Raw genomic sequence first — 19,379 nt, forward strand, 5'->3', positions numbered from 1 at the left:
ATGGTGCATCTGCGGGGTGTGATCCTCCCAGAGGGCGAGGTGCGCGATATATGGGTGCGCGACGGCTCGATCACCTTCGACCCCGTGCCGGGCGCCGAAACGCTGTGCCGCCAGGGATGGATCGTTCCCGGCTTGGTCGACGCGCACTGCCATGTCGGTATCCGGCACGGCGGCGGTCACGAGGACCGTGCGGGCGCCGTCGCCCAGGCGGAGAGTGAGCGGGCGGCCGGCGCGTTGTTGCTGCGCGATGCAGGCTCACCGATCGATACCCGCTTCATCGACGACCACGACGAGCTGCCGCGAATCATCCGCGCGGGACGGCACATCGCCCGACCGAAGCGCTACATTCGCGAGCTGGGGATCGAACTCGACGACGAGCGCGATCTACCGGAGATCGTTGCCGAACAGGCCCGACTCGGTGACGGCTGGGTGAAGATCGTCGGTGACTGGATCGACCGCTCCGCGGGCGACCTGACCCCGCTGTGGAGTGACGCGATTCTGAAGGAGGCCATCGACGCCGCGCACGCCAATGGCGCGCGGGTCACCGCGCACGTGTTCGGAGAGGACGCACTCCCGGGGTTGATCGGTGCGGGTATCGATTGCCTGGAACACGGCACCGGCCTCACCGACGACGCCATCGAGATGATGGTCGCCCACGGCACGGCGTTGGTTCCGACCCTGATCAATATCGACACCTTTCCCGAGATCGCCGACAAGGCCGGCAAGTTCCCGGTCTATGCCGCGCACATGCGTGATCTGCACCGTCGGGTGCGAGGTACCGTCGCTGCGGCACACGAGGCCGGTGTACCGCTGTTCGCAGGTACCGATGCGGGGGGGTCCATTCGGCACGGGCGCATCGCCGACGAGATCGCGGCGCTGACCGGCGCGGGCCTGTCCGCGCACGATGCGCTCGGCGCAGCCTCGTGGGATGCCCGTGCCTGGCTCGGCCGACCGGGGATCGAGGACGGCGCACCGGCGGACTTCGTTGTCTACCAGCAGGACCCGCGCATTCATCCGGACACGCTCACCGCGCCCTACGCCGTGGTGCTGCGTGGGCGCGTGTATCGCACACACGATCCGGTGACCGGTCACCGCTGACCCGGGGGGGGGCTCACCGCCGGAGCTGGCGCCAGCCGAGGTCCGGATGAGGGCGGCGTTCGGGCGTAGTGCCGCGCTGCGCATCCGAAACTGGCGTAAGGTCGATTCGGTGACCATTCGCCTCGGGTATCAGATTCCCAACTTCAGCTATGGCACGTCGATGCGGGAGTTGTTCCCTACCGTCGTCGCACAGGCCAGGGCCGCCGAGCAGTCGGGTTTCGACACGGTCTTCGCGATGGACCACTTCTATCAACTGCCCGCGATCGGCAGTCCCGATGAGCCGATGCTCGAGGCGTACACCACGCTGAGCGGGCTTGCCGCAGCGACGGAGCGAGTTCAGCTGTCGGCATTGGTGACCGGGAACACCTATCGTAACCCGGCCATGCTCGCCAAGACCGTCACCACGCTGGACATGGTCAGCGGCGGGCGCGCAGTGCTGGGCATCGGCGCCGGATGGTTCGAACTCGAGCACCAGTCCTACGGCTACGAGTTCGGTACTTTCGCCGACCGGTTCGAACGGCTCGAGGAGGCGCTGCAGATCATCGAGCCGATGTTGCGTGGCCAGCGCCCGAGCTTCCGGGGCAGCTGGTATCAAGTGGACAATGCGATGAACGAACCTCGCATTCGAGACGATCTGCCGATCATGATCGGCGGCGGCGGGGAGAAGAAGACGTTCCGCTTGGCTGCCCGCTACGCCGATCACCTCAATATTCTCTGCAATGCCTCGGAGTTGCCGCGCAAGCTCGACGCACTACACGAGCGCTGTGCCGAGGTCGGCCGCGATCCACAGACCCTGGAGACGAGCTACCTGTGTTTCCTGGTGATGGACGACGATGCAGATCTGGCCCGCAAACGCTTGCAGGCCCTACTCGACCGGATGGGTATCGATCTGTCGACGATGTCGGCGCAGGAGATCGAACAAAGCATGGCCGACCGCGTGTTCGTCGGCACCCCGGACGACATCGCCGAGCAGCTGAAGACGCGAGTACTCGACCTCGGTGTCGACGGATTGACGATCAATTTGACCAGCAATGGGCACCAGCCGGGCGTGATAGAACTCGCCGGTCGTGCCCTGGCGCCATTGGTGCGTTGACCCGGGCAGTGGGAGCGAAGGTCCCGACCTCGAGGGCGTGATTTTCGGCTGTGGCGTCATCTCTGGCACAATGAACCACTGTCCTTCTGGACATCGTGTCAGCCCGTCTCCGGTTACGCACCGCACGGCGGTCACACACTTCAGAGCGCGAAACCGGGCTCGCAGACCATGCGAGTCGCCGAATTGCGTCGTGACCAACCTAGGAAAGGCAGATCAGCAGTGGCTGTTCGCATCAAGCTCACCCGCCTGGGCAAGATCCGCAACCCGCAATACCGCGTCGTCGTCGCGGATGCCCGTACGCGCCGCGACGGCCGGGCCATCGAGTCCATCGGCAAGTACCACCCGAAGGAAGAGCCCTCGCTCATCGAGATCGATTCCGAGCGTGTCCAGTACTGGCTGGGCGTCGGCGCGCAGCCGACCGAACCGGTCCTGCAGCTGCTGAAGATCACCGGTGACTGGCAGAAGTTCAAGGGCCTCGACGGCGCCGAAGGCACACTGAAGGTCAAGCCGTCCAAGCCGTCCAAGCTGGACCTGTTCAACGCCGCGCTGGCCGCCGCCGACAACGAACCCGTCGCACAAGCGGTCACGCCGAAGAAGAAGGCCGCCAAGAAGGACGCCGACGAGGCGGCCGAGTAATGAGCACTGTTGTCGCCGATGCCGTCGAGCACCTGGTGCGCGGCATCGTCGCCAATCCGGAAGACGTCCGCGTCGACTTGATCACCGGCCGACGTGGCCGCACCGTCGAGGTACATGTCCATCCCGACGATCTGGGCAAAGTGATCGGCCGCGGCGGACGTACCGCGACCGCACTGCGTACCCTCGTCGCCGGCATCGGTGGCCGAGGCATCCGGGTGGACGTAGTCGACACCGACCGGTAGTGGAACTGGTCATCGGGCGAGTCGCCAAGGCGCACGGTGTGCGTGGTGAACTCGTCGTCGAGGTGCGTACCGACGAGCCCGACGCACGGTTCGCTGCCGGCGTCACGCTACGCGGGCGCCTTCCTCGATCGAGCGACCTACGTGACTTCACGGTGCGATCGGCCCGCGAGCACTCCGGTCGGCTACTGGTGGCCCTCGCCGGCGTCGACGACCGAACCGCCGCAGACGCGCTACGTGGCGCGCTGTTCGTGGTCGACAGTGCGGACCTTCCGCCACCGGACGATCCGGACGAATTCTACGACCACGAGTTGGAGGGTCTTCAGGTCGGGCTCACCGACGGCGCCTCGGTCGGATCCGTCCACGAGGTGCTGCACTCTGCGGCCGGTGAATTGCTCGTGGTGCGGGCCGACAGCGACGGACGGGAGATTTTGATTCCTTTCGTCGCCGCTATCGTGCTCACGGTGTCGACGGCCGACGGCACCATCGTCATCGACCCGCCGGCAGGTCTTCTCGACCCGGAATAGGGACTACGCGGCTCGACCGTGGGAGCGGGGACCTGGCGTCGAGAGGAGACAGTCATGAAGCTCGATGTCGTCACGATATTCCCGGAGTACCTGCAGCCGTTGCGGACGGCGCTGCTGGGGAAGGCGATCGACCGAGGGCTGATTTCGCTCGGGGTGCACGATTTGCGCCGGTGGACACACGATGTGCACAAGTCCGTAGACGATGCCCCCTACGGTGGCGGGCCCGGAATGGTCATGAAGCCGACGGTATGGGGCGACGCTCTGGACGAGGTATGCCCCGATGACGCGTTGCTCGTCGTTCCCACCCCGGCCGGACTGCCGTTCACCCAGGCCACCGCGCAGCGCTGGGCCGCGCAAGAGCATCTCGTCTTCGCGTGCGGCCGCTACGAGGGCATCGATCAGCGAGTGGTCGAGGACGCCGCCCGCAGGGTGCGGGTGGAGGAGGTCAGTATCGGTGACTATGTGTTGATCGGCGGGGAGGCGGCGGTGCTGGTCATGACCGAGGCGGTGGTCCGGCTCTTGCCGGGAGTGCTCGGTAATCAGCAGTCACACGAGGAGGATTCCTTCTCCGAGGGTCTGCTCGAGGGGCCGAGCTACACTCGTCCGGTCTCCTGGCGTGGGCTCGACGTTCCGCAGGTGCTGTTGTCGGGCGACCACGCGAAGGTCGCGGCATGGCGGCGCGAGCAAGCGCTGGCACGCACGCGCGAGCGCCGTCCCGATCTTCTTTCGGACCAGGACGCGCAGGCGCCTCCGCAGCGGTGATCCGCCGGAGCCGCGCGGCGGTGAGACCGCGCACGGTGGACCAGCGAACACGCATCGGTTCGCCTGGGCAGCGACCGGGTGTCCGAAGGCGACGGTAGTGTCTGCGGGCGTGACGACAGCTCCCGAGACCGCCAAGACCGAGTCGGACACAACCGAGTCCGACACCGAATTCGCTTCGACCGATTCCGCCGCTGGCGGCAGCATGGGCGTGAACCGCCGTCTTGCCGAGGAGCTCGCGGTACCCGAGGCCCAGGTGCGTGCTGCCGTCGAACTACTCGACGCCGGATCTACAGTGCCCTTCATCGCGCGGTACCGCAAGGAGGTCACCGGCGGTTTGGACGACGCGCAGCTGCGGGTTCTCGATGAGCGTCTGCACTACCTGCGCGAACTCGACGAACGCCGGGCCACAATCGTGGAATCCATCCGAGCCCAGGGCAAGCTCGATGAAGCTTTGCACCGGCAGCTCCTGCTCGCCGAGACCAAGGCCAGGCTCGAGGACATCTACCTGCCGTACAAGCCGAAGCGGCGCACCAGAGCTCAGATCGCGCGAGAGGCCGGGCACGAGCCGGTGGCCGACGCCCTGATCGCAGATCCGACCGTCGACCCCGAGCGCTACACTGCCGAGCAGCTCGACGGCGCACGAGCCATCCTGGTCGAGCGGTTCGCCGAAGACGCCGATTTGGTCGGCGAGTTGCGTGAATTGATGTGGCAGCGCGGGCAGGTCACCTCGGCGGTCCGCGCGGGCAAGGAAGACGCGGGCGCCAAGTTCGCCGACTACTTCGACTTCGCCGAGCAGTTCGAGACGCTGCCGTCTCACCGGGTGCTCGCACTGTTGCGCGGGGAGAAGGAAGGCGTGCTCAATGTGCAGCTCGAGCCGGACACCGAGCAGCCGCAACCAGGTGAGCGCACCCTCTACGAGGGCCGTATCGCCTTCCGCTTCGGAATCGCCGACCGCGGCCGTCCGGCCGACTCGTGGCTGCTGGAGACGGTGCGCTGGGCGTGGCGCACGAAACTTCACGTCGGCCTTGGCATCGACATCAGAATGCGACTGCGTCAAGCGGCCGAGAAGGACGCGGTGGACGTGTTCGCCGCGAATCTGCGGGACCTACTGCTGGCCGCACCCGCCGGCACCCGCCCGACCATGGGCCTCGATCCCGGCTACCGCACCGGGGTGAAGGTTGCGGTTGTCGACGCCACCGGCAAGCTGGTCGCCACCGAGGTCGTCTACCCGCACAAACCGCAGGGCCGAACCGAGAAGTCACTGGCGGTGCTGGGTGCCTTGGTCACCAGGTTCGGGGTGGAGCTCATTGCGATCGGCAACGGCACCGCGTCCCGGGAGACCGATGCCCTTGCCACCGAGCTCATCTCACGGATCACCGCGGCGTCGGACACCACGCCTGCGCCGACCAAGATCGTGGTCTCCGAGGCGGGCGCCTCGGTGTACTCGGCCTCGGCCTATGCCACTCAGGAGCTGCCCGAGGTGGATGTGTCGTTGCGTGGTGCAGTCTCCATCGCCCGCCGTCTGCAGGACCCGTTGGCCGAGCTGGTGAAAATCGATCCGAAGTCCATCGGTGTCGGTCAATACCAGCACGACGTGTCCGAAACCCTGCTGGCTCGCTCGTTGGGCGGGGTCGTGGAAGATGCGGTGAACGCGGTCGGCGTCGATGTGAACACGGCGTCGGTGCCGCTGCTGTCTCGGGTGTCCGGCATCGGCGGCGCCGTGGCGGAAAGCATTGTGACGTATCGGGATCACAATGGCCCGTTCCGCACCAGGACCGCGCTGTTGGACGTGCCGCGGCTGGGACCGAAGGCATTCGAGCAGTGTGCCGGCTTCTTGCGTATTCGCGAGGGCGACGACCCGTTGGATACCTCTGCGGTACACCCGGAGGCCTACCCGGTGGTGCGACGGATCCTGGAAACGACTGGTAGCTCCGTCGCGGAGGCCATCGGAAACACGGCGCTGCTGCGGTCGCTGCGTGCCGACGACTTCACCGACGAGCGCTTCGGTGTGCCCACTGTCACCGATATCATCGCCGAACTGGAGAAGCCGGGTCGTGATCCGCGTCCCGAATTCAAGACCGCGGAGTTCGCCGCGGGCGTGGAGAAGGTCGCCGACCTGAAGCCGGGCATGGTGCTCGAGGGTGTGGTCACCAATGTGGCCGCTTTCGGCGCGTTCGTCGATGTCGGGGTACATCAGGACGGATTGGTGCATGTCTCGGCGATGTCGCGCAGCTTCGTGAAAGATCCGCGCGCGGTGGTCAAATCCGGCGACGTGGTGAAGGTGAAGGTACTCGACGTCGACGTTGTTCGACAGCGCATCGGGCTTTCGTTGCGGTTGGACGACGAGCCGGACGGGGCAGGCAACAGCGGCCAGAATCAACAGCACGGCCGATCCAGCGGTGGCGAGCGGCGGCAGAATGGTCAAGGTAGGCAGCAGGGCCGGGGCCAGGGTAAGGGCGCCCACAGCAAGGGAGGCCAAGGTCAAGGCCGCGACGGCAACCGGCGGCGTGCCGCCCCTGCCCCGAGCGGTGCGATGGCGGATGCGTTGCGCAGGGCAGGGTTCGGCCAGTAGTCGAATACACGAGAGTGAGCGGTGGCGATGGGACCGTGGCTCGACGAGGAGCTGATCGCTCGAGAACGGCTACCGTTGCTGTGGTTTCTCCTCGGATTCATCGTCGGCTTCTTGTTCATTCGGCTCAGCGTGCGACTGATTCGCGCGCGGGTGCGCTGGTGGCCGGGGAATCTGCGCGCCGGTGACACCCATATCCATCACATGGTGTTCGGGGTGATCCTGGTGCTGGTGTCCGGCATCGGCATGGTCGCGGCGTTCCCCAACGTGAGTTCGGCCACGGCGGCGGCGCTGGCCGCTGCCTTCGGCGTTGGGGCCGCGCTGGTCTTGGACGAGTTCGCTTTGATCTTCTATCTGCGGGACGTGTACTGGGAGGAGCAGGGACGCACCTCGGTGGACGCGGTGTTCGTCGCCGTCGCGGTGACCGGATTGTTGCTGCTGGGTTTCCATCCGCTGTGGATGCTGGACATCAACGACTTTCGGCGAGGTTCCAGCGCCGCGGTCGATATTTTCGTGATCGTGTTCGCGGCGGCCAACCTGGCGTTGGCTGCGGTCGTCATCGCAAAGGGGAAGATTTGGACCGGCCTGTTCGGCATGTTCTTCTTGCCGCTTCTCGTGGTGGGGGCGTTGCGGTTGAGCCGACCCGGTGCGCCGTGGGCGCGCTGGCGCTATGCCGACCGCCGGCGTCTGATGTATCGGGCCATCGTCCGAGAACGACGCTATCGTCGGCCGGTGATTCGCGCGAAGATCTTCGTGCAGGATCTGGTGGCGGGCAAACCCGATGTCGAGCATGTGCGCGAGGCGGCCGAGGCCGAGCTCGCCCGGCGAGTAGTGCCCGCGCCACCGGCGCCGCACCGTCACCACTCGTTGTGGCATGCCGCCGGTCACAGCGGCCCGACCTCTTCCGAACAGCCTGCCCCGCGGGACACGGTATCCGGCGACGAGAAGCATTGATCGGTCCGCCAGCGCGCGAAACACGGCCGCGACCTGGGTCGGGCTGTGGTTACTCGATCGGACGATCGTCATCGCGGGGTGGGGAGCGCGGGTCGATTTTTCTCGTCTCGGTCGATCTGACACAATGCACAGGTTGCCTGGGACGGTTCTCGGCCCGGAGCACCGCTATTCGGAGCATGAACCGGCCGAGCGCACACAGTGCCGCCAGGGTCCTCTGTTCGCGCGAAACCATGAAGGATGGACAATGAACACCCTTGACTTCGTCGACGAGAAGTCGTTGCGCAGCGACGTTCCCGACTTCCGACCGGGCGACACGCTGAACGTGCACGTGAAGGTCATCGAGGGCTCGAAGGAGCGCATCCAGGTCTTCAAGGGCGTCGTGATCCGCCGGCAGGGTGGTGGCATCCGGGAGACCTTCACCGTCCGCAAGGTGTCGTTCGGTGTCGGCGTGGAACGCACCTTCCCGGTACACAGCCCGAATATCGACCACGTCGATGTCGTGACCCGTGGCGACGTCCGCCGCGCCAAGCTGTACTACCTGCGCGGCCTGCGCGGCAAGGCGGCCAAGATCAAAGAAAAGCGCTGAACAGGCTGACTGTCCAGTAGATTCTTCTCGGCCCGGCGGGCGGACATGGGTTCGACCGCCGGGCTACTCTGTTCGCCGTGGCAGACGAAAGTGGGTCGGTGTCGATGTCCGAATCCGGCGACGACGGGGCGCGGCATGCGCGTGCCAAACGTACGCGGAAGAAGAAGCAGCGCCCGTTCTGGCAGGAGCTGCCGATCCTGATCGTGATCGCGGGGGTGATCGCCGCACTGATGGTCACCTTCGTCGGCAGGCCGTATGTGATTCCGTCGGAGTCGATGCAGCCCACCCTGCACGGGTGCGCCGGATGTACCGGCGATCGCATATATGTGCAGAAGCTGAGCTACTACTGGGGTGACCCGCAGCCGGGCGATGTGGTGGTGTTCGTCGGCCCCCCTTCCTGGAACACCCACTATCAGTCGATTCGTTCCGACAACACGGTCGTTCGCGGCGTGCAGAATTTCTTCGCCTTCTTCGGCTTCGTGCCGCCCGACGAGAACGATCTGGTCAAGCGAGTGATCGCGGTCGGCGGCCAGACTGTCGAGTGTTGCGATGCGCAGGGGCGGGTCATCGTCGACGGCAAGCCGCTCGATGAACCCTATGCCCGCTACGACGATCCGTATGTGCCGGGACGGCCCTACGGATCGGCTGGTGGTCGTGAGTTCGGGCCGGTGACGGTGCCCGAGGGACATTTGTGGGTGATGGGTGACAACCGCAATCAGTCCAGCGATTCGCGCGCGCATATCAGTGATTCCCCCGACTTGCGCGGCACGGTCCCGGTGGACAACGTCCGCGGCAAGGCGGTGGTCAAGATCTGGCCGCCGAGCCGGATCGGAACGGTGCGTTCGGAGAACCCGCAAACGGACTGATCGTCGCGTTAGCAGGACAATTGGATGGTGAATCGAGATCGGGTGTCCACAGCCACCGGTTGGCCGCCGCGCGTGGTGATGCGGCGGGCGGCCGGGCTGCGCACGCTCGAGGCGGCACTGACCCGCAGCGGGCTCGGACCCGTTGCGGGGGTGGACGAGGCCGGCCGGGGACCGTGCGCCGGGCCGCTGGTCGTCGCCGCGTGTGTCCTCTCCCCACGAGCGGATGACACGCTCATAGGCTTGAACGATTCCAAGAAACTCGCCGAGGCGACTCGTGAGCAGCTGTATCCGGTGATCACGCGCCGGGCATTGGCATACACGATCGTCGTGATCCCGGCTGGGGAGATCGACACGCTCGGCGTCCATGTGGCCAATATCGAAGGAATGCGCCGGGCGGTCGCGGGACTGGGCCAGCGGCCGGGCTATGTGCTCACCGACGGTTTTCGGGTACCGGGCATCCCCGTGCCATCCTTGCCGGTCATCGGTGGCGACGGCGCCGCAGCGTGTATCGCTGCGGCCAGCATCCTGGCCAAGGTCACCCGTGACCGAATCATGGTCGAACTGGACGAACAGCTACCCGGCTATGGCTTCGCCGGACACAAGGGCTACAACACGCCCGAGCATACGGCTGCGCTGCGTCGTCTCGGGCCGAGCAGCGAACATCGCCGATCATGGCGCAATGTGCGCGCTGCCGCCGCGACCGTGCGAGGTGGGACGCTGTTGGACGACTTCCCGCACGGGCATGCGGCCGGCCGACTGGCTACCGATACCGCGCATGCGCGATGATGTCATCACACCACGCGACGCGGCGAGAAGGAGGATGTCCCACCCGATGAGTGCCGAGGACCTCGAGAAGTACGAGACCGAGATGGAGCTCTCGCTGTATCGCGAGTACAAGGACATCGTTGGTCAGTTCTCGTATGTGGTGGAGACCGAGCGTCGTTTCTACCTCGCCAACTCCGTCGAATTGCGGCCACAGGACGCGGACGGCGAGGTGTACTTCGAGGTGCGGATGAGCGATGCATGGGTATGGGACATGTATCGCCCCGCTCGCTTCGTCAAACACGTTCGAGTGATCACCTTCAAAGACGTCAACATCGAAGAGTTGGAGAAGCCGGACCTGCGGTTGCCGGAGTAGCCGGTGCAACGCGGCGAGTTTCCACAGGAGCACGCTGATCCACAGGTGTTGTTTTGGCCCAGCGTGATGCAGCCGAACCGAGTCGAGCCTGTCGCAGACTCGACTGGTGACACACAGACAGGCGCTCGGCGCGCAGGGAGAGCAGTTGGCGGCCGAATTTCTCTGTGCCGCGGGGATGGAGGTTCTCGACCGCAACTGGCGCTGCCGGTACGGGGAGCTCGATCTGATCGTCCGCGACGGGCATGTGACGGCCTTCGTCGAGGTGAAAACGCGTTCTGGCTTTCGCTATGGAGTGCCGGCCGAATCGGTCACCGCCGGTAAGCGACAGCGGATTCGACGGCTCGCGCTGCAGTGGTTGGCCGAGCAAGGTGGGCCGTGGCGACGCATTCGGTTCGACGTGGTGTCCGTGCTTGCGTTGCCCGGACGCGTTCCGGTCATCGAACACTTCGAGGCGGTGTTCTGAATGGTGCTCGGCCGTGCGCATTCGGTGGCGGTCTCCGGTGTCGAGGGCGTGATCGTCGAGATCGAGGCGGATATCGGACAAGGGCTGCCGGCCATCCATCTGGTCGGCCTGCCCGACACCGCCCTACAGGAATCCCGCGACCGAGTGCGCTCGGCCGTGGCGAATTCGGGGGAGAAGTGGCCGGACACCCGGGTGATCCTGGCCTTGTCTCCGGCGACATTGCCCAAGCTGGGCAGCGTGTACGACCTGGCACTGGCGGTCGCGGTGCTGCACGCCTCCGGCTGCGTCCCGGGCGAGCGGCTGGCGAAAACGATCCTGCTCGGTGAACTCGCGCTGGACGGGCGAGTACGCCGCGTGCGTGGTGTACTGCCCGCGGTGATCGCCGCGCGCACCGCGGGAAGGGCGGCCGTCGTGGTACCGGAGGCGACGTTGGCCGAAGCAGCATTGGTCACCGGTATCGAGGTCTATGGTGCGAGCAGCCTGCGCGAGGTGGTGTCCTGGTTGTGCGGCCGAGGAACGCTCACCGTGCCAGAAAGCAACTCTCCTGCCCCGGTGCGCGCGGGTGGCGATTTGAGCGAGGTGACCGGGCAGGAGGAGGCCCGCTGGGCGCTGGAGGTGGCCGCTGGAGGTGGACATCATCTGCTCCTGACCGGCCCGCCCGGCATTGGAAAGACGATGCTGGCACAACGCCTTCCGAGCCTGTTGCCACCCCTGGCCGAGCCCGAGGCGCTGGAAGTGACCGCGATCCATTCGATGGCGGGCGCACTGTCCGACGATCACCCCTTGGTCACCGCGGCGCCTTTCGTTGCCCCGCACCACTCGACGTCGATCACCGCCATGATCGGCGGTGGCTCCGGGATCGCACGGCCGGGTGCGGTGAGCCGGGCGCACCGCGGCGTCCTGTTCCTCGACGAGTGCGCAGAAATCGGGGCGAAGGTGCTCGATGCGTTGCGTACGCCGTTGGAAGAGGGGGAGGTGCGCATCGCTCGGCGCGACGGCGTGGCCCGGTATCCGGCGCGCTTTCAGCTCGTACTGGCGGCGAATCCCTGCCCGTGTGCCCCAGCCCGGGACGTCGACTGCGTGTGCGCGCCGCTGGCCCGGCGACGTTATCTCGGAAAGCTGTCCGGTCCGCTCATGGACCGCGTCGACATTCGGGTACGGATGTACGGGGAGTCCAGCGCTGCGTTCGGTACCGCTGTGGCCGAGAGCAGCGAGGTGGTCCGCGCCCGGGTCGCTCGCGCCCGGGAGGCGGCCGCGGCGCGCTGGCGCGAGTACGGGTGGCTGACGAACGCCGATGTGCCCGGACATGTCCTGCGCCAGCGGTACCGTTTGCCACGAGAATCGCTCGCGCCCGTCGAAGGTGCGCTTCAGCGCGGTCGCCTCTCCGCGCGCGGCGCAGACCGCGCTATCCGTGTGGCGTGGACCATCTGCGATCTGCGGGGTGGCGACATACCATCCGCGCAGGATGTGGTGCTCGCATTGAACTTTCGCCAGCGAGACCCGGAATGAGCGGGGCGTCGTGTGGGAAGGATGGTGCGACTACGGTTGCCCGCCCGAATGTCGGTGACCCCGATGCTCGACGGTTGGCGTGGGTGTATCTGTCGCGGGTCGTACTGGGTCCATGCCCAGCCCTGTCGGCTCTGATCGACGCTGTCGGAGTTCTCGAAGCGGCGCGGGCTGTACGCGAGTGCGCGCTGCCGGAATCTCTGCGCGCTCCGACTGCTCGGCGTCGCGAACTCGACTTGGCTGCACAGGATCTGGAGACCGTCGAGCGGCTCGGTGGGCGGGTGATCACGCCGGACGACCCGGAATGGCCGGCATGGCGCATGCTGGGCCTCGCTCGACTCGACCCGGGGCACGATCGGGAGGCCGGTGCGCCGCTGGTGCTGTGGGTGCGCGGCACACGCTCCGCGCTGGAGTCGACCGATCGCGCGGTGGCGGTGGTGGGCGCACGGTGCAGCACCGGATACGGCAGTCGCGTCACCGGTGAGATCGCTGGTGATCTTGCGGCGCAGGGATGGACCATTGTTTCCGGGGCAGCCTTCGGGATCGACAGCACGGCGCATCGAGCTGCGCTCGCCGTCGCGGGCACGACCATTGCGGTGCTTGCATGCGGCATCGACCGGGCCTACCCGGCGCAGCATGCGCGTCTTCTGGCAGAGATTGCTGAATCCGGTCTGGTGGTCAGCGAATATCCGCCCGGCATCACCGCGCGTAAGCATCAATTCCTCGCCCGGAACCGACTCATCGCCACTTTGGCCGCTGGGGTGCTCGTTGTCGAGGCGGGGCGGCGCAGCGGTGCGCGCAACACCATCAAATGGGCTCGCCGCCTCGGCCGTCCGGCCATGGCCGTGCCCGGTCCGGTGACGTCGGCGGCCTCGATCGGCTGTCATCGAATGATACGTGACACCGAAGCCGTTCTGGTTACCGGTGCGCACGATGTGGTCGACGAGGCCGGTCCATTGCGGTTGCCTGTGGTCGACGCTGAGGTGGCGGACATTGGTCCAGCGGATCGCCTTTGTGGAGTCGAGGCTGACGTTTTCGCTACGCTCCCGAAGCGTGGGTCTTCGATTCCGCTGGAAGTGGCAAAGAATTGCGGGCTTCCGATCGCTACGGTCCGCGCTGCACTCGCTGCACTCGAACTGGCCGGTCTGGTCGTAGTCGATGACAGTGGTTGGCGGCGGGCGCCGCGCGTTGGGTGATAGCGTCCGGTCGGCCTTGCGGCGTGCTCACTGGTCGTGGGTGTTGATGCTCCGCTGGGTCAGCTGGGGCCGGATATCATGTGCCCATGACCATGATCCACCGGTGCGGTGTGGCAGACCTGGACGATCTGGCGGCGATGCGAATGCGACTGTGGCCGGGCAGCACAGTGGCCGAGCATCGTGCCGAGGTCGGTGACCAATACGGTGGTTCCCGTTCTGCCGCAGCGTTTCTGGCTCGGGACGACGGTGGCGCGGTTGTCGGGTTCAGCGAGGCCACGCTCCGCCACGACTACGTGAACGGATGTGATACGTCCCCGGTTGCGTTCCTCGAGGGGATCTATGTAGTCCCGGCATTCCGCGAACGCGGCACCGCTCGGGCATTGTGTAGTGCCGTTGAAGCATGGGGCCGCGACAACGGCTGCACCGAGCTCGGTTCAGACGTCTTGCTGGACAACCTCACCAGCCACAAAATGCACGCCGCTCTCGGCTTCGATGAGCGTGAACGCGTCATCTACTACCGAAAGTTGCTTTGACAGCTGGCGGCGAGGTAGCCATAAGGGTGCATGGCTGCAGGGTTGCAAGGCGGGCGAGTTCGACAACCTGACCGCTTGACGTCATTGTCAGGTGGATCAACGAAACTTCTGTGTCTTGGCGAACGTGGCTGTACTCGGCTCGAATTTGCAATCGGATGTGCCGATTCTGCGCGTGGGCGAGTGGATCAGAGGTCGGGGACCCAGGTGCCGTGGAAGCCACTGGGGACCACTCAGATGCAGCGGCGTTGTGGTGGGTGGTGCGTCGGTCATCGCCTGGTTCTCCTGTCGATGGATCGGCCGTGCCAGAATGCCGCGCTCACCAGCGCAGAAACAGTCTTGTCTTTGCCGATGCCGTCAGTCGATCGGAGAACCCGCTGCATACGGTGTCACAAAGTGGAGCCGCCTGGCGGCGCCGGAGATAGGGAGGGAGTGGGTCGAGGGTGCACTCCAGGTGCACGTCGGCGAATGGGGCTGGCTAGATCCACCCCTTCTCGCGGGCTTTGACAGCGGCCTCGTAGCGGTTGGACACCCCGAGCTTGGCCATGGCCGAGGACAGGTAGTTGCGGGTGGTCCCTGGCGATAGGTGAGCGCGTCGAGCGATGTCTTCGACAGGTGCACCGTCGATAGCGTATTCCAGGACATCGGCCTCGCGGGGGGTGAGAACGGTGTCGCCGGCGCTGATGGCTTCTGCGGCCAACTCGGGGTCGACGTAGCGTCCGCCGCGATGGACGGTGCGAATCACCTCGGCCAGCGTCGCCGCCGAGGTCGTCTTCGGCAGAAAGCCACGGACACCGGCGGCGAGGGCTCGTTTCAGGTATCCGGGTCTACCATGGCTGGTCACGATCACGGTGACTGCGCCCGGAGTGAGGCGCTGAAGTTCGATGGCGGTTTCGATGCCGTCGATGCCGGGCATCTGCAGATCGATGACGGCCACCGCGACTGGGGCGCCGCTGTCGGCGCGGAGACGCCACGCCGCGACCAGCTCCTCACCTGAGCTCACGTGCTCGACGACCTCGAGATCGGTTTCGAGATCGAGCATGGTTGCCAACGCGGTCCGAACGAGGTTTTCGTCATCTGCGAGAAATAGGGTAATCACTTTTCTCCCAATGGATTTCGAGGCGGAACTCCTCCGGAGACTCGACGGAATCGAGGGTCGCGCCGAGGGGCTCGAGCCGCTCGGCAAGACCGCGTAGCCCAGATCGCTCGCCCGGTGGGCCGTTCGGGTGGTCATTGCGCAGCGACATTCCGGCATTCCCGAACGCGAGGATCGCCGATGTCGCCGTCGAGTGCTCGACTATATTCGTCGTACCTTCGCGCACCACCCAAGCGGCGACCTCGTGCAACCGCGCCGGGACGGAGGCCGGATCGCCCTCGACCACGAGCCGGCAGCCGACCGCCGACAGCAGCGAACGCGCGCCGGCCACCTCGCTGGTCAGATCGATACCGCGGTAGCCGCGGACCAGTTCGCGCATCTGTCCCATGGACTCGACAGCGAGAGCTTTGACCTCGCCCATCTCGGTCACGGCGCGTTCGGTGTCGCCCGACCGCGACAACAACACAGCGAGTTCGCTCTTCACCGCGATCGCGGAGAAGCTACGGCCGACGACATCATGGAGGTCCCGCGCAAAGCGCAGCCGCTCTTGGGCTACCTGCAGTTCGGCCTCGACCACTTTCGCGCGGTCCAGATCTTCGACTACCCGCAGTCCCCACATGGTCAGAAGCGTTGTGCCGACCACGACAGCACCGGTAAGGAAGGTCGCCGCCACGGTCTCGATTCCCTGCGCCAGCGACGAGCTATAGGCGAGTCCTGTGGCAAGGCTGAGGGCAAGGACCACCCACCACCTGTGCCGGATGAATGGCACGATGGAGAACATGGCTAGCACCGCGACACAAATGCCGGTGAAACGCACGTGTTCGAAGGTCGATTCGTTCGTTGTCGTTCTGGCGATGCCGCAATAGCTGAGCCACACCGCTGCCAGCGTCGTTACGGCGACAGCAAGTACTCGCCGCCGGGACAACGTATTGGGGGACAACGCGAATTCGGGTTGCCCATGCAGTAGGACGACGGCCGCGATTCCGGCGACCACGATTCCGGCGACGAATTGCCACGGACCCGCTCTGATCGCCATCGAGCCGACCACGAAGACGGCGCCCATCTGGAGTGAGAGTCGGCTGAAGAGCTGGAACTTGGCGGCCCCCGACAGCTGGCGCCACCAGGAACCCACAGCGCTCAACCGCGGTCGTCCCAGCGGAAGCTCTGGTGGGTCAGAAAGAACGCCAGGACTACCCATGCCACCAGTGTGGCAAACGGGCGGCCGAGCTGGCCGAACGTGCCCGCGAAGTCGAGCGGTGCCATGTCGGGGGTGGCGCCGACTGCCGGTTTGCCGGACGCGCCAAGGTACATCAAGTCGGAAATGGCCGCGAAAGGTGTCCGGCTGGCCAGTTCGGCAAACGAGTCCGGAAGGACATTCCGGATCGAACCGAGGCCGAGCATTGCGACCGCATTCACTGGCAGAGAGGTGATCTGCGCAGCCTCCGCATTTTTCGTTACGGCGCTGGTGGCCAGCGCGAGCAATGCGAACAGGACTATTCCGCCAACGACAGCCAGCGCAATCGCCACGAGGTTGACCGGGGCCGGTGTGCCTGTCCCATAGATCACTGCGGCGACCACCACGGTGGAGGCGAGGGTGATCAGTGCGCCGGGAACGGCAGGAGCCGTCTGGATCTGCCAATCGGCTGCCTCACCAGTGCGCAGCCGCCGCAACACGCCCTCGCCTCGTCGCGTTGTGACCATCGACAACACGGAGTAGTACTGCACGAACAGCACAGTGACCAGGGCGATCACCTCGAGCGTCGTCGCCGCTGTGGCGGTCGTTGGCGCCTGGTCTCTGGTCGCGACGAAATATATCGTCAGGGAGATGCCGACCGGAAGAAAGATCCCCATCCCGACCAGCGTTTTGTTACGCCGAAACTGCAGATACTCGGCCTTCGCGAGCGCGGTGAGCGGGCGACGCCGAAACCCTTCGGCAGGTGTCGTCGTGGTCTTCATCGAGAGGCTCCGATCAATTCGGGCCTGGTCGGGTCGACCGGTTCCTTGGCGATGTCCAAGAAGACCGCCTCCAGGGACGCTGCGCGCGCTTCGAGCCCACCCAGGTGCAGGTGGTGCTCGCGTGCCCAGCGGAGCAGTTCGAACAAGTGCCCTTGCAGGTCGAAGGTGCTGACCGTGACGCGCGCCTGCGGGTCGATCCGCGCCTCCCGCAGTGCCGGCAGCGGCAGCCCGGGATGGTCGAAGACGATCCGCGAGGGATGACCGTCGACGAGCTCTCGTAGTGTTCCTGTCCGCGCGATCTCCCCCTTGTGCATGATCGCGATTCGATCGGCCAGCGCTTCGGCCTCGTCGAGATAGTGCGTTGTGAGCACCATCGTCACACCAGAAGACTTGAGGTCGGCGAGCAGCTGCCATGCGCCGCGTCGACTCTCTGGGTCGAGTCCGGTGGTCGGTTCGTCGAGGAACAGCAAGCGGGGTTGCCCCAGCAGAGCACATGCCATGTCGAGGCGGCGCTGTTCACCGCCCGACAGAGAACCGATCCGTACATCGGCGCGGTGAGCAAGATCGACTTGCGCAAGAACGGTTTCGGTGGTCGTCGGGTTGCTACAGGTCCCGCGCCACATTTCGAGCGTTTCGCGCATGGTCAACTCCGCAGGCATCCCGCCGGACTGCAACATGATGCCCACCTGAGCGCGGATCTGATCGCGGTCGCGGTATGGGTCGAGACCGAAAACCTCGACCACACCTTCCGAAGGAGCCGCAAGCCCTTCCAATACGTCGAGCGTCGAGGTCTTGCCAGCGCCATTGGTGCCCAACAATGCGAAGACCTCCCCCTCATCGACTCGAAGATCTATCGATTTCACCGCGTCGAACACCTTCTTGCCGCGGCCATAGGTCCGGCTCAGTCCCCGCGCCGTGATGATGTCACGACTCGGCCGTTCGGCCGGCGCACGATTCAGCGTGCGTGGCGGCGGTCTGCGAAAAGTCGTCGGTTTGCGATTTGCACTGCTCACGTCTTCAACGGTCATGGATGTGACGTGATCTCGGTAGTAAGCGCAATCATCGAAGTCCGACGGTTCTGCATGAACCCACGATGACAAAAGTCATCACCGACTCCGACGATAGCCGCACTGTGCCGCCACGCGCCCTGGTGCTGTCGGTGTGGTGACTTGCCAACCAGGATCGGGGCCCGGACGGTGGGGGGATGGACGAATTGCCCGAGGATCTCGAAGCCCTGCTCGTCGAATTCGGGCGGCATTTGCGGCTCGGGCGCGATCGCTCCGCACACACGGTGCGCGCCTATCTGGGGGATGCGCGATCACTGCTGCGGCATCTGTGTCAGCGCTCGGCGGATTCGGCGATCGGTGAGTTGGATCTACCGCTGCTGCGATCATGGCTGGCGCAACAGGTCGCGGCGGGTGCAGCGCGTTCGACCACCGCCCGGCGGGCTGCCTCGGCACGAACCTTCACCGCCTGGCTGACGCGGACCGGACGACTGTCCATCGATCCGGGGGTGCGGTTGCGCTCGCCCAAAGCCCATCGCGTGTTGCCGGCGGTGCTCGCGCGAGCACAGGCAAGTGACATCATGGCGGCGGCGGAATCCGGTGCTGCGCAACGTGATCCGATGGCACTGCGCGACCGGGTGATCGTGGAGCTGCTCTACGCCACCGGCATCCGGGTCAGCGAACTGTGTGGGCTGGATATCGACGACGTCGACCGTGAGCGGCGGGTGGTCCGCGTACTCGGCAAGGGCAACAAGGAACGGTCGGCGCCTTTCGGCCCGCCGGCCGACGCCGCAATCGGGCACTGGTTGTCCTACGGGCGCCCCGCTTTCGTGACCGCTCGGTCCGGCAGGGCGCTGCTGCTGGGTCGTCGCGGTGGGCGGCTCGATCAGCGACAGGCCAGAACCGTGGTGCACGATGTGGTCGCGGCTGTTCCGGGCACACCCGACATGGGTCCGCACGGCTTGCGTCACACCGCCGCGACCCATCTCGTGGAGGGGGGCGCCGACCTGCGGGTGGTCCAAGAACTCCTCGGCCACGCCAGCATGGCGACCACCCAGCTCTACACACATGTCTCGGTCGACCGGCTCAAGAACGTGCACGATCGGACTCACCCTCGGGCATGATCCATCGCTGAGGGCGCCCGTGCCCCTCGACACCGA

The 19,379-nt window shown here is 65.9% G+C and carries 21 protein-coding genes; 17 read left to right on the forward strand and 4 right to left on the reverse strand.

Features of this window, described 5'->3' with window-relative positions; genetic code table 11:
• The 16 genes from K940_RS0104165 to aac(6') all read left to right on the forward strand — a co-directional run bounded on the left by K940_RS0104165 (window position 1) and on the right by aac(6') (window position 14,166).
• Window positions 1-1,098 (forward strand): amidohydrolase family protein, encoded by a 1,098-nt coding sequence (locus K940_RS0104165; protein WP_036527440.1) that lies wholly within the window; start codon window positions 1-3, stop codon window positions 1,096-1,098.
• Window positions 1,099-1,207: 109 nt separating this feature from the next.
• Window positions 1,208-2,191 (forward strand): LLM class F420-dependent oxidoreductase, encoded by a 984-nt coding sequence (locus tag K940_RS0104170; RefSeq protein ID WP_028476493.1) that lies wholly within the window; start codon window positions 1,208-1,210, stop codon window positions 2,189-2,191.
• A gap of 219 nt (window positions 2,192-2,410) precedes the next feature.
• Window positions 2,411-2,827, forward strand: a complete 417-nt coding sequence (rpsP, locus tag K940_RS0104175) for a 30S ribosomal protein S16 (RefSeq protein WP_028476494.1) — start codon at window positions 2,411-2,413, stop codon at window positions 2,825-2,827.
• A complete protein-coding gene (locus K940_RS0104180; RefSeq protein ID WP_028476495.1) occupies window positions 2,827-3,069 on the forward strand; it encodes an RNA-binding protein in 243 nt (80 codons plus the stop codon). The genes rpsP and K940_RS0104180 overlap by 1 nt, the downstream gene beginning before the upstream one ends.
• Window positions 3,069-3,593, forward strand: coding sequence for a ribosome maturation factor RimM (gene rimM, locus K940_RS0104185; protein ID WP_028476496.1), 525 nt, complete (start codon window positions 3,069-3,071; stop codon window positions 3,591-3,593). Before K940_RS0104180 ends, rimM begins: the two co-directional genes overlap by 1 nt.
• Before the next feature lie 54 nt (window positions 3,594-3,647).
• Window positions 3,648-4,355, forward strand: a complete 708-nt coding sequence (gene trmD, locus K940_RS0104190) for a tRNA (guanosine(37)-N1)-methyltransferase TrmD (protein WP_028476497.1) — start codon at window positions 3,648-3,650, stop codon at window positions 4,353-4,355.
• A 202-nt stretch (window positions 4,356-4,557) separates the two neighbouring features.
• The gene (locus K940_RS0104195) at window positions 4,558-6,927 is read left to right on the forward strand and encodes a Tex family protein (RefSeq protein ID WP_028476498.1); all 2,370 of its coding nucleotides are present in this window, start codon (window positions 4,558-4,560) and stop codon (window positions 6,925-6,927) included.
• A 27-nt stretch (window positions 6,928-6,954) separates the two neighbouring features.
• Window positions 6,955-7,878, forward strand: a complete 924-nt coding sequence (locus tag K940_RS26910; protein WP_081706138.1) for a hypothetical protein — start codon at window positions 6,955-6,957, stop codon at window positions 7,876-7,878.
• 244 nt (window positions 7,879-8,122) lie between these two features.
• Window positions 8,123-8,464 (forward strand): 50S ribosomal protein L19, encoded by a 342-nt coding sequence (gene rplS / locus K940_RS0104205; protein WP_028476499.1) that lies wholly within the window; start codon window positions 8,123-8,125, stop codon window positions 8,462-8,464.
• A 104-nt stretch (window positions 8,465-8,568) separates the two neighbouring features.
• Window positions 8,569-9,330 (forward strand): signal peptidase I, encoded by a 762-nt coding sequence (gene lepB, locus K940_RS0104210; protein WP_036527529.1) that lies wholly within the window; start codon window positions 8,569-8,571, stop codon window positions 9,328-9,330.
• Between the two features lie 24 nt (window positions 9,331-9,354).
• Window positions 9,355-10,116 (forward strand): ribonuclease HII, encoded by a 762-nt coding sequence (locus K940_RS0104215; RefSeq protein ID WP_081706139.1) that lies wholly within the window; start codon window positions 9,355-9,357, stop codon window positions 10,114-10,116.
• Between the two features lie 46 nt (window positions 10,117-10,162).
• Window positions 10,163-10,468, forward strand: a complete 306-nt coding sequence (locus K940_RS0104220; protein WP_028476502.1) for a DUF2469 domain-containing protein — start codon at window positions 10,163-10,165, stop codon at window positions 10,466-10,468.
• 106 nt (window positions 10,469-10,574) lie between these two features.
• Complete coding sequence (locus K940_RS0104225) at window positions 10,575-10,931, forward strand: YraN family protein (RefSeq protein WP_028476503.1); 357 nt, start codon at window positions 10,575-10,577, stop codon at window positions 10,929-10,931.
• Entirely contained in the window at window positions 10,932-12,440 is a 1,509-nt protein-coding gene (locus K940_RS0104230; RefSeq protein ID WP_028476504.1) for a YifB family Mg chelatase-like AAA ATPase, read from the forward strand.
• A complete protein-coding gene (gene dprA, locus K940_RS0104235; RefSeq protein WP_081706140.1) occupies window positions 12,437-13,633 on the forward strand; it encodes a DNA-processing protein DprA in 1,197 nt (398 codons plus the stop codon). The genes K940_RS0104230 and dprA overlap by 4 nt, the downstream gene beginning before the upstream one ends.
• A gap of 86 nt (window positions 13,634-13,719) precedes the next feature.
• A complete protein-coding gene (gene aac(6') / locus K940_RS0104240; RefSeq protein ID WP_028476506.1) occupies window positions 13,720-14,166 on the forward strand; it encodes an aminoglycoside 6'-N-acetyltransferase in 447 nt (148 codons plus the stop codon).
• A gap of 475 nt (window positions 14,167-14,641) precedes the next feature.
• On the opposite strand, the gene K940_RS0104250 is transcribed toward aac(6'), so the two are convergent.
• From K940_RS0104250 to K940_RS0104265, 4 genes are read right to left on the reverse strand one after another with little or no spacing between them, the layout of a single operon-like run.
• Complete coding sequence (locus K940_RS0104250) at window positions 14,642-15,262, reverse strand: response regulator transcription factor (protein WP_028476507.1); 621 nt, start codon at window positions 15,260-15,262, stop codon at window positions 14,642-14,644.
• Window positions 15,237-16,391, reverse strand: coding sequence for a sensor histidine kinase (locus K940_RS0104255; protein WP_036527442.1), 1,155 nt, complete (start codon window positions 16,389-16,391; stop codon window positions 15,237-15,239). Before K940_RS0104255 ends, K940_RS0104250 begins: the two co-directional genes overlap by 26 nt.
• Window positions 16,392-16,396: 5 nt before the next feature.
• Complete coding sequence (locus K940_RS0104260) at window positions 16,397-17,215, reverse strand: ABC transporter permease (protein WP_028476509.1); 819 nt, start codon at window positions 17,213-17,215, stop codon at window positions 16,397-16,399.
• Window positions 17,212-18,120, reverse strand: coding sequence for an ABC transporter ATP-binding protein (locus K940_RS0104265; RefSeq protein WP_369797465.1), 909 nt, complete (start codon window positions 18,118-18,120; stop codon window positions 17,212-17,214). Before K940_RS0104265 ends, K940_RS0104260 begins: the two co-directional genes overlap by 4 nt.
• Window positions 18,121-18,419: 299 nt before the next feature.
• Here K940_RS0104265 and K940_RS0104270 point away from each other — a divergent pair, with 299 nt between their 5' ends.
• Window positions 18,420-19,343 (forward strand): tyrosine recombinase XerC, encoded by a 924-nt coding sequence (locus K940_RS0104270; protein WP_028476511.1) that lies wholly within the window; start codon window positions 18,420-18,422, stop codon window positions 19,341-19,343.
• Window positions 19,344-19,379: the final 36 nt, after the last annotated feature.

Source organism: Nocardia sp. CNY236, assembly GCF_000482385.1.
Lineage (GTDB): Bacteria > Actinomycetota > Actinomycetes > Mycobacteriales > Mycobacteriaceae > Nocardia.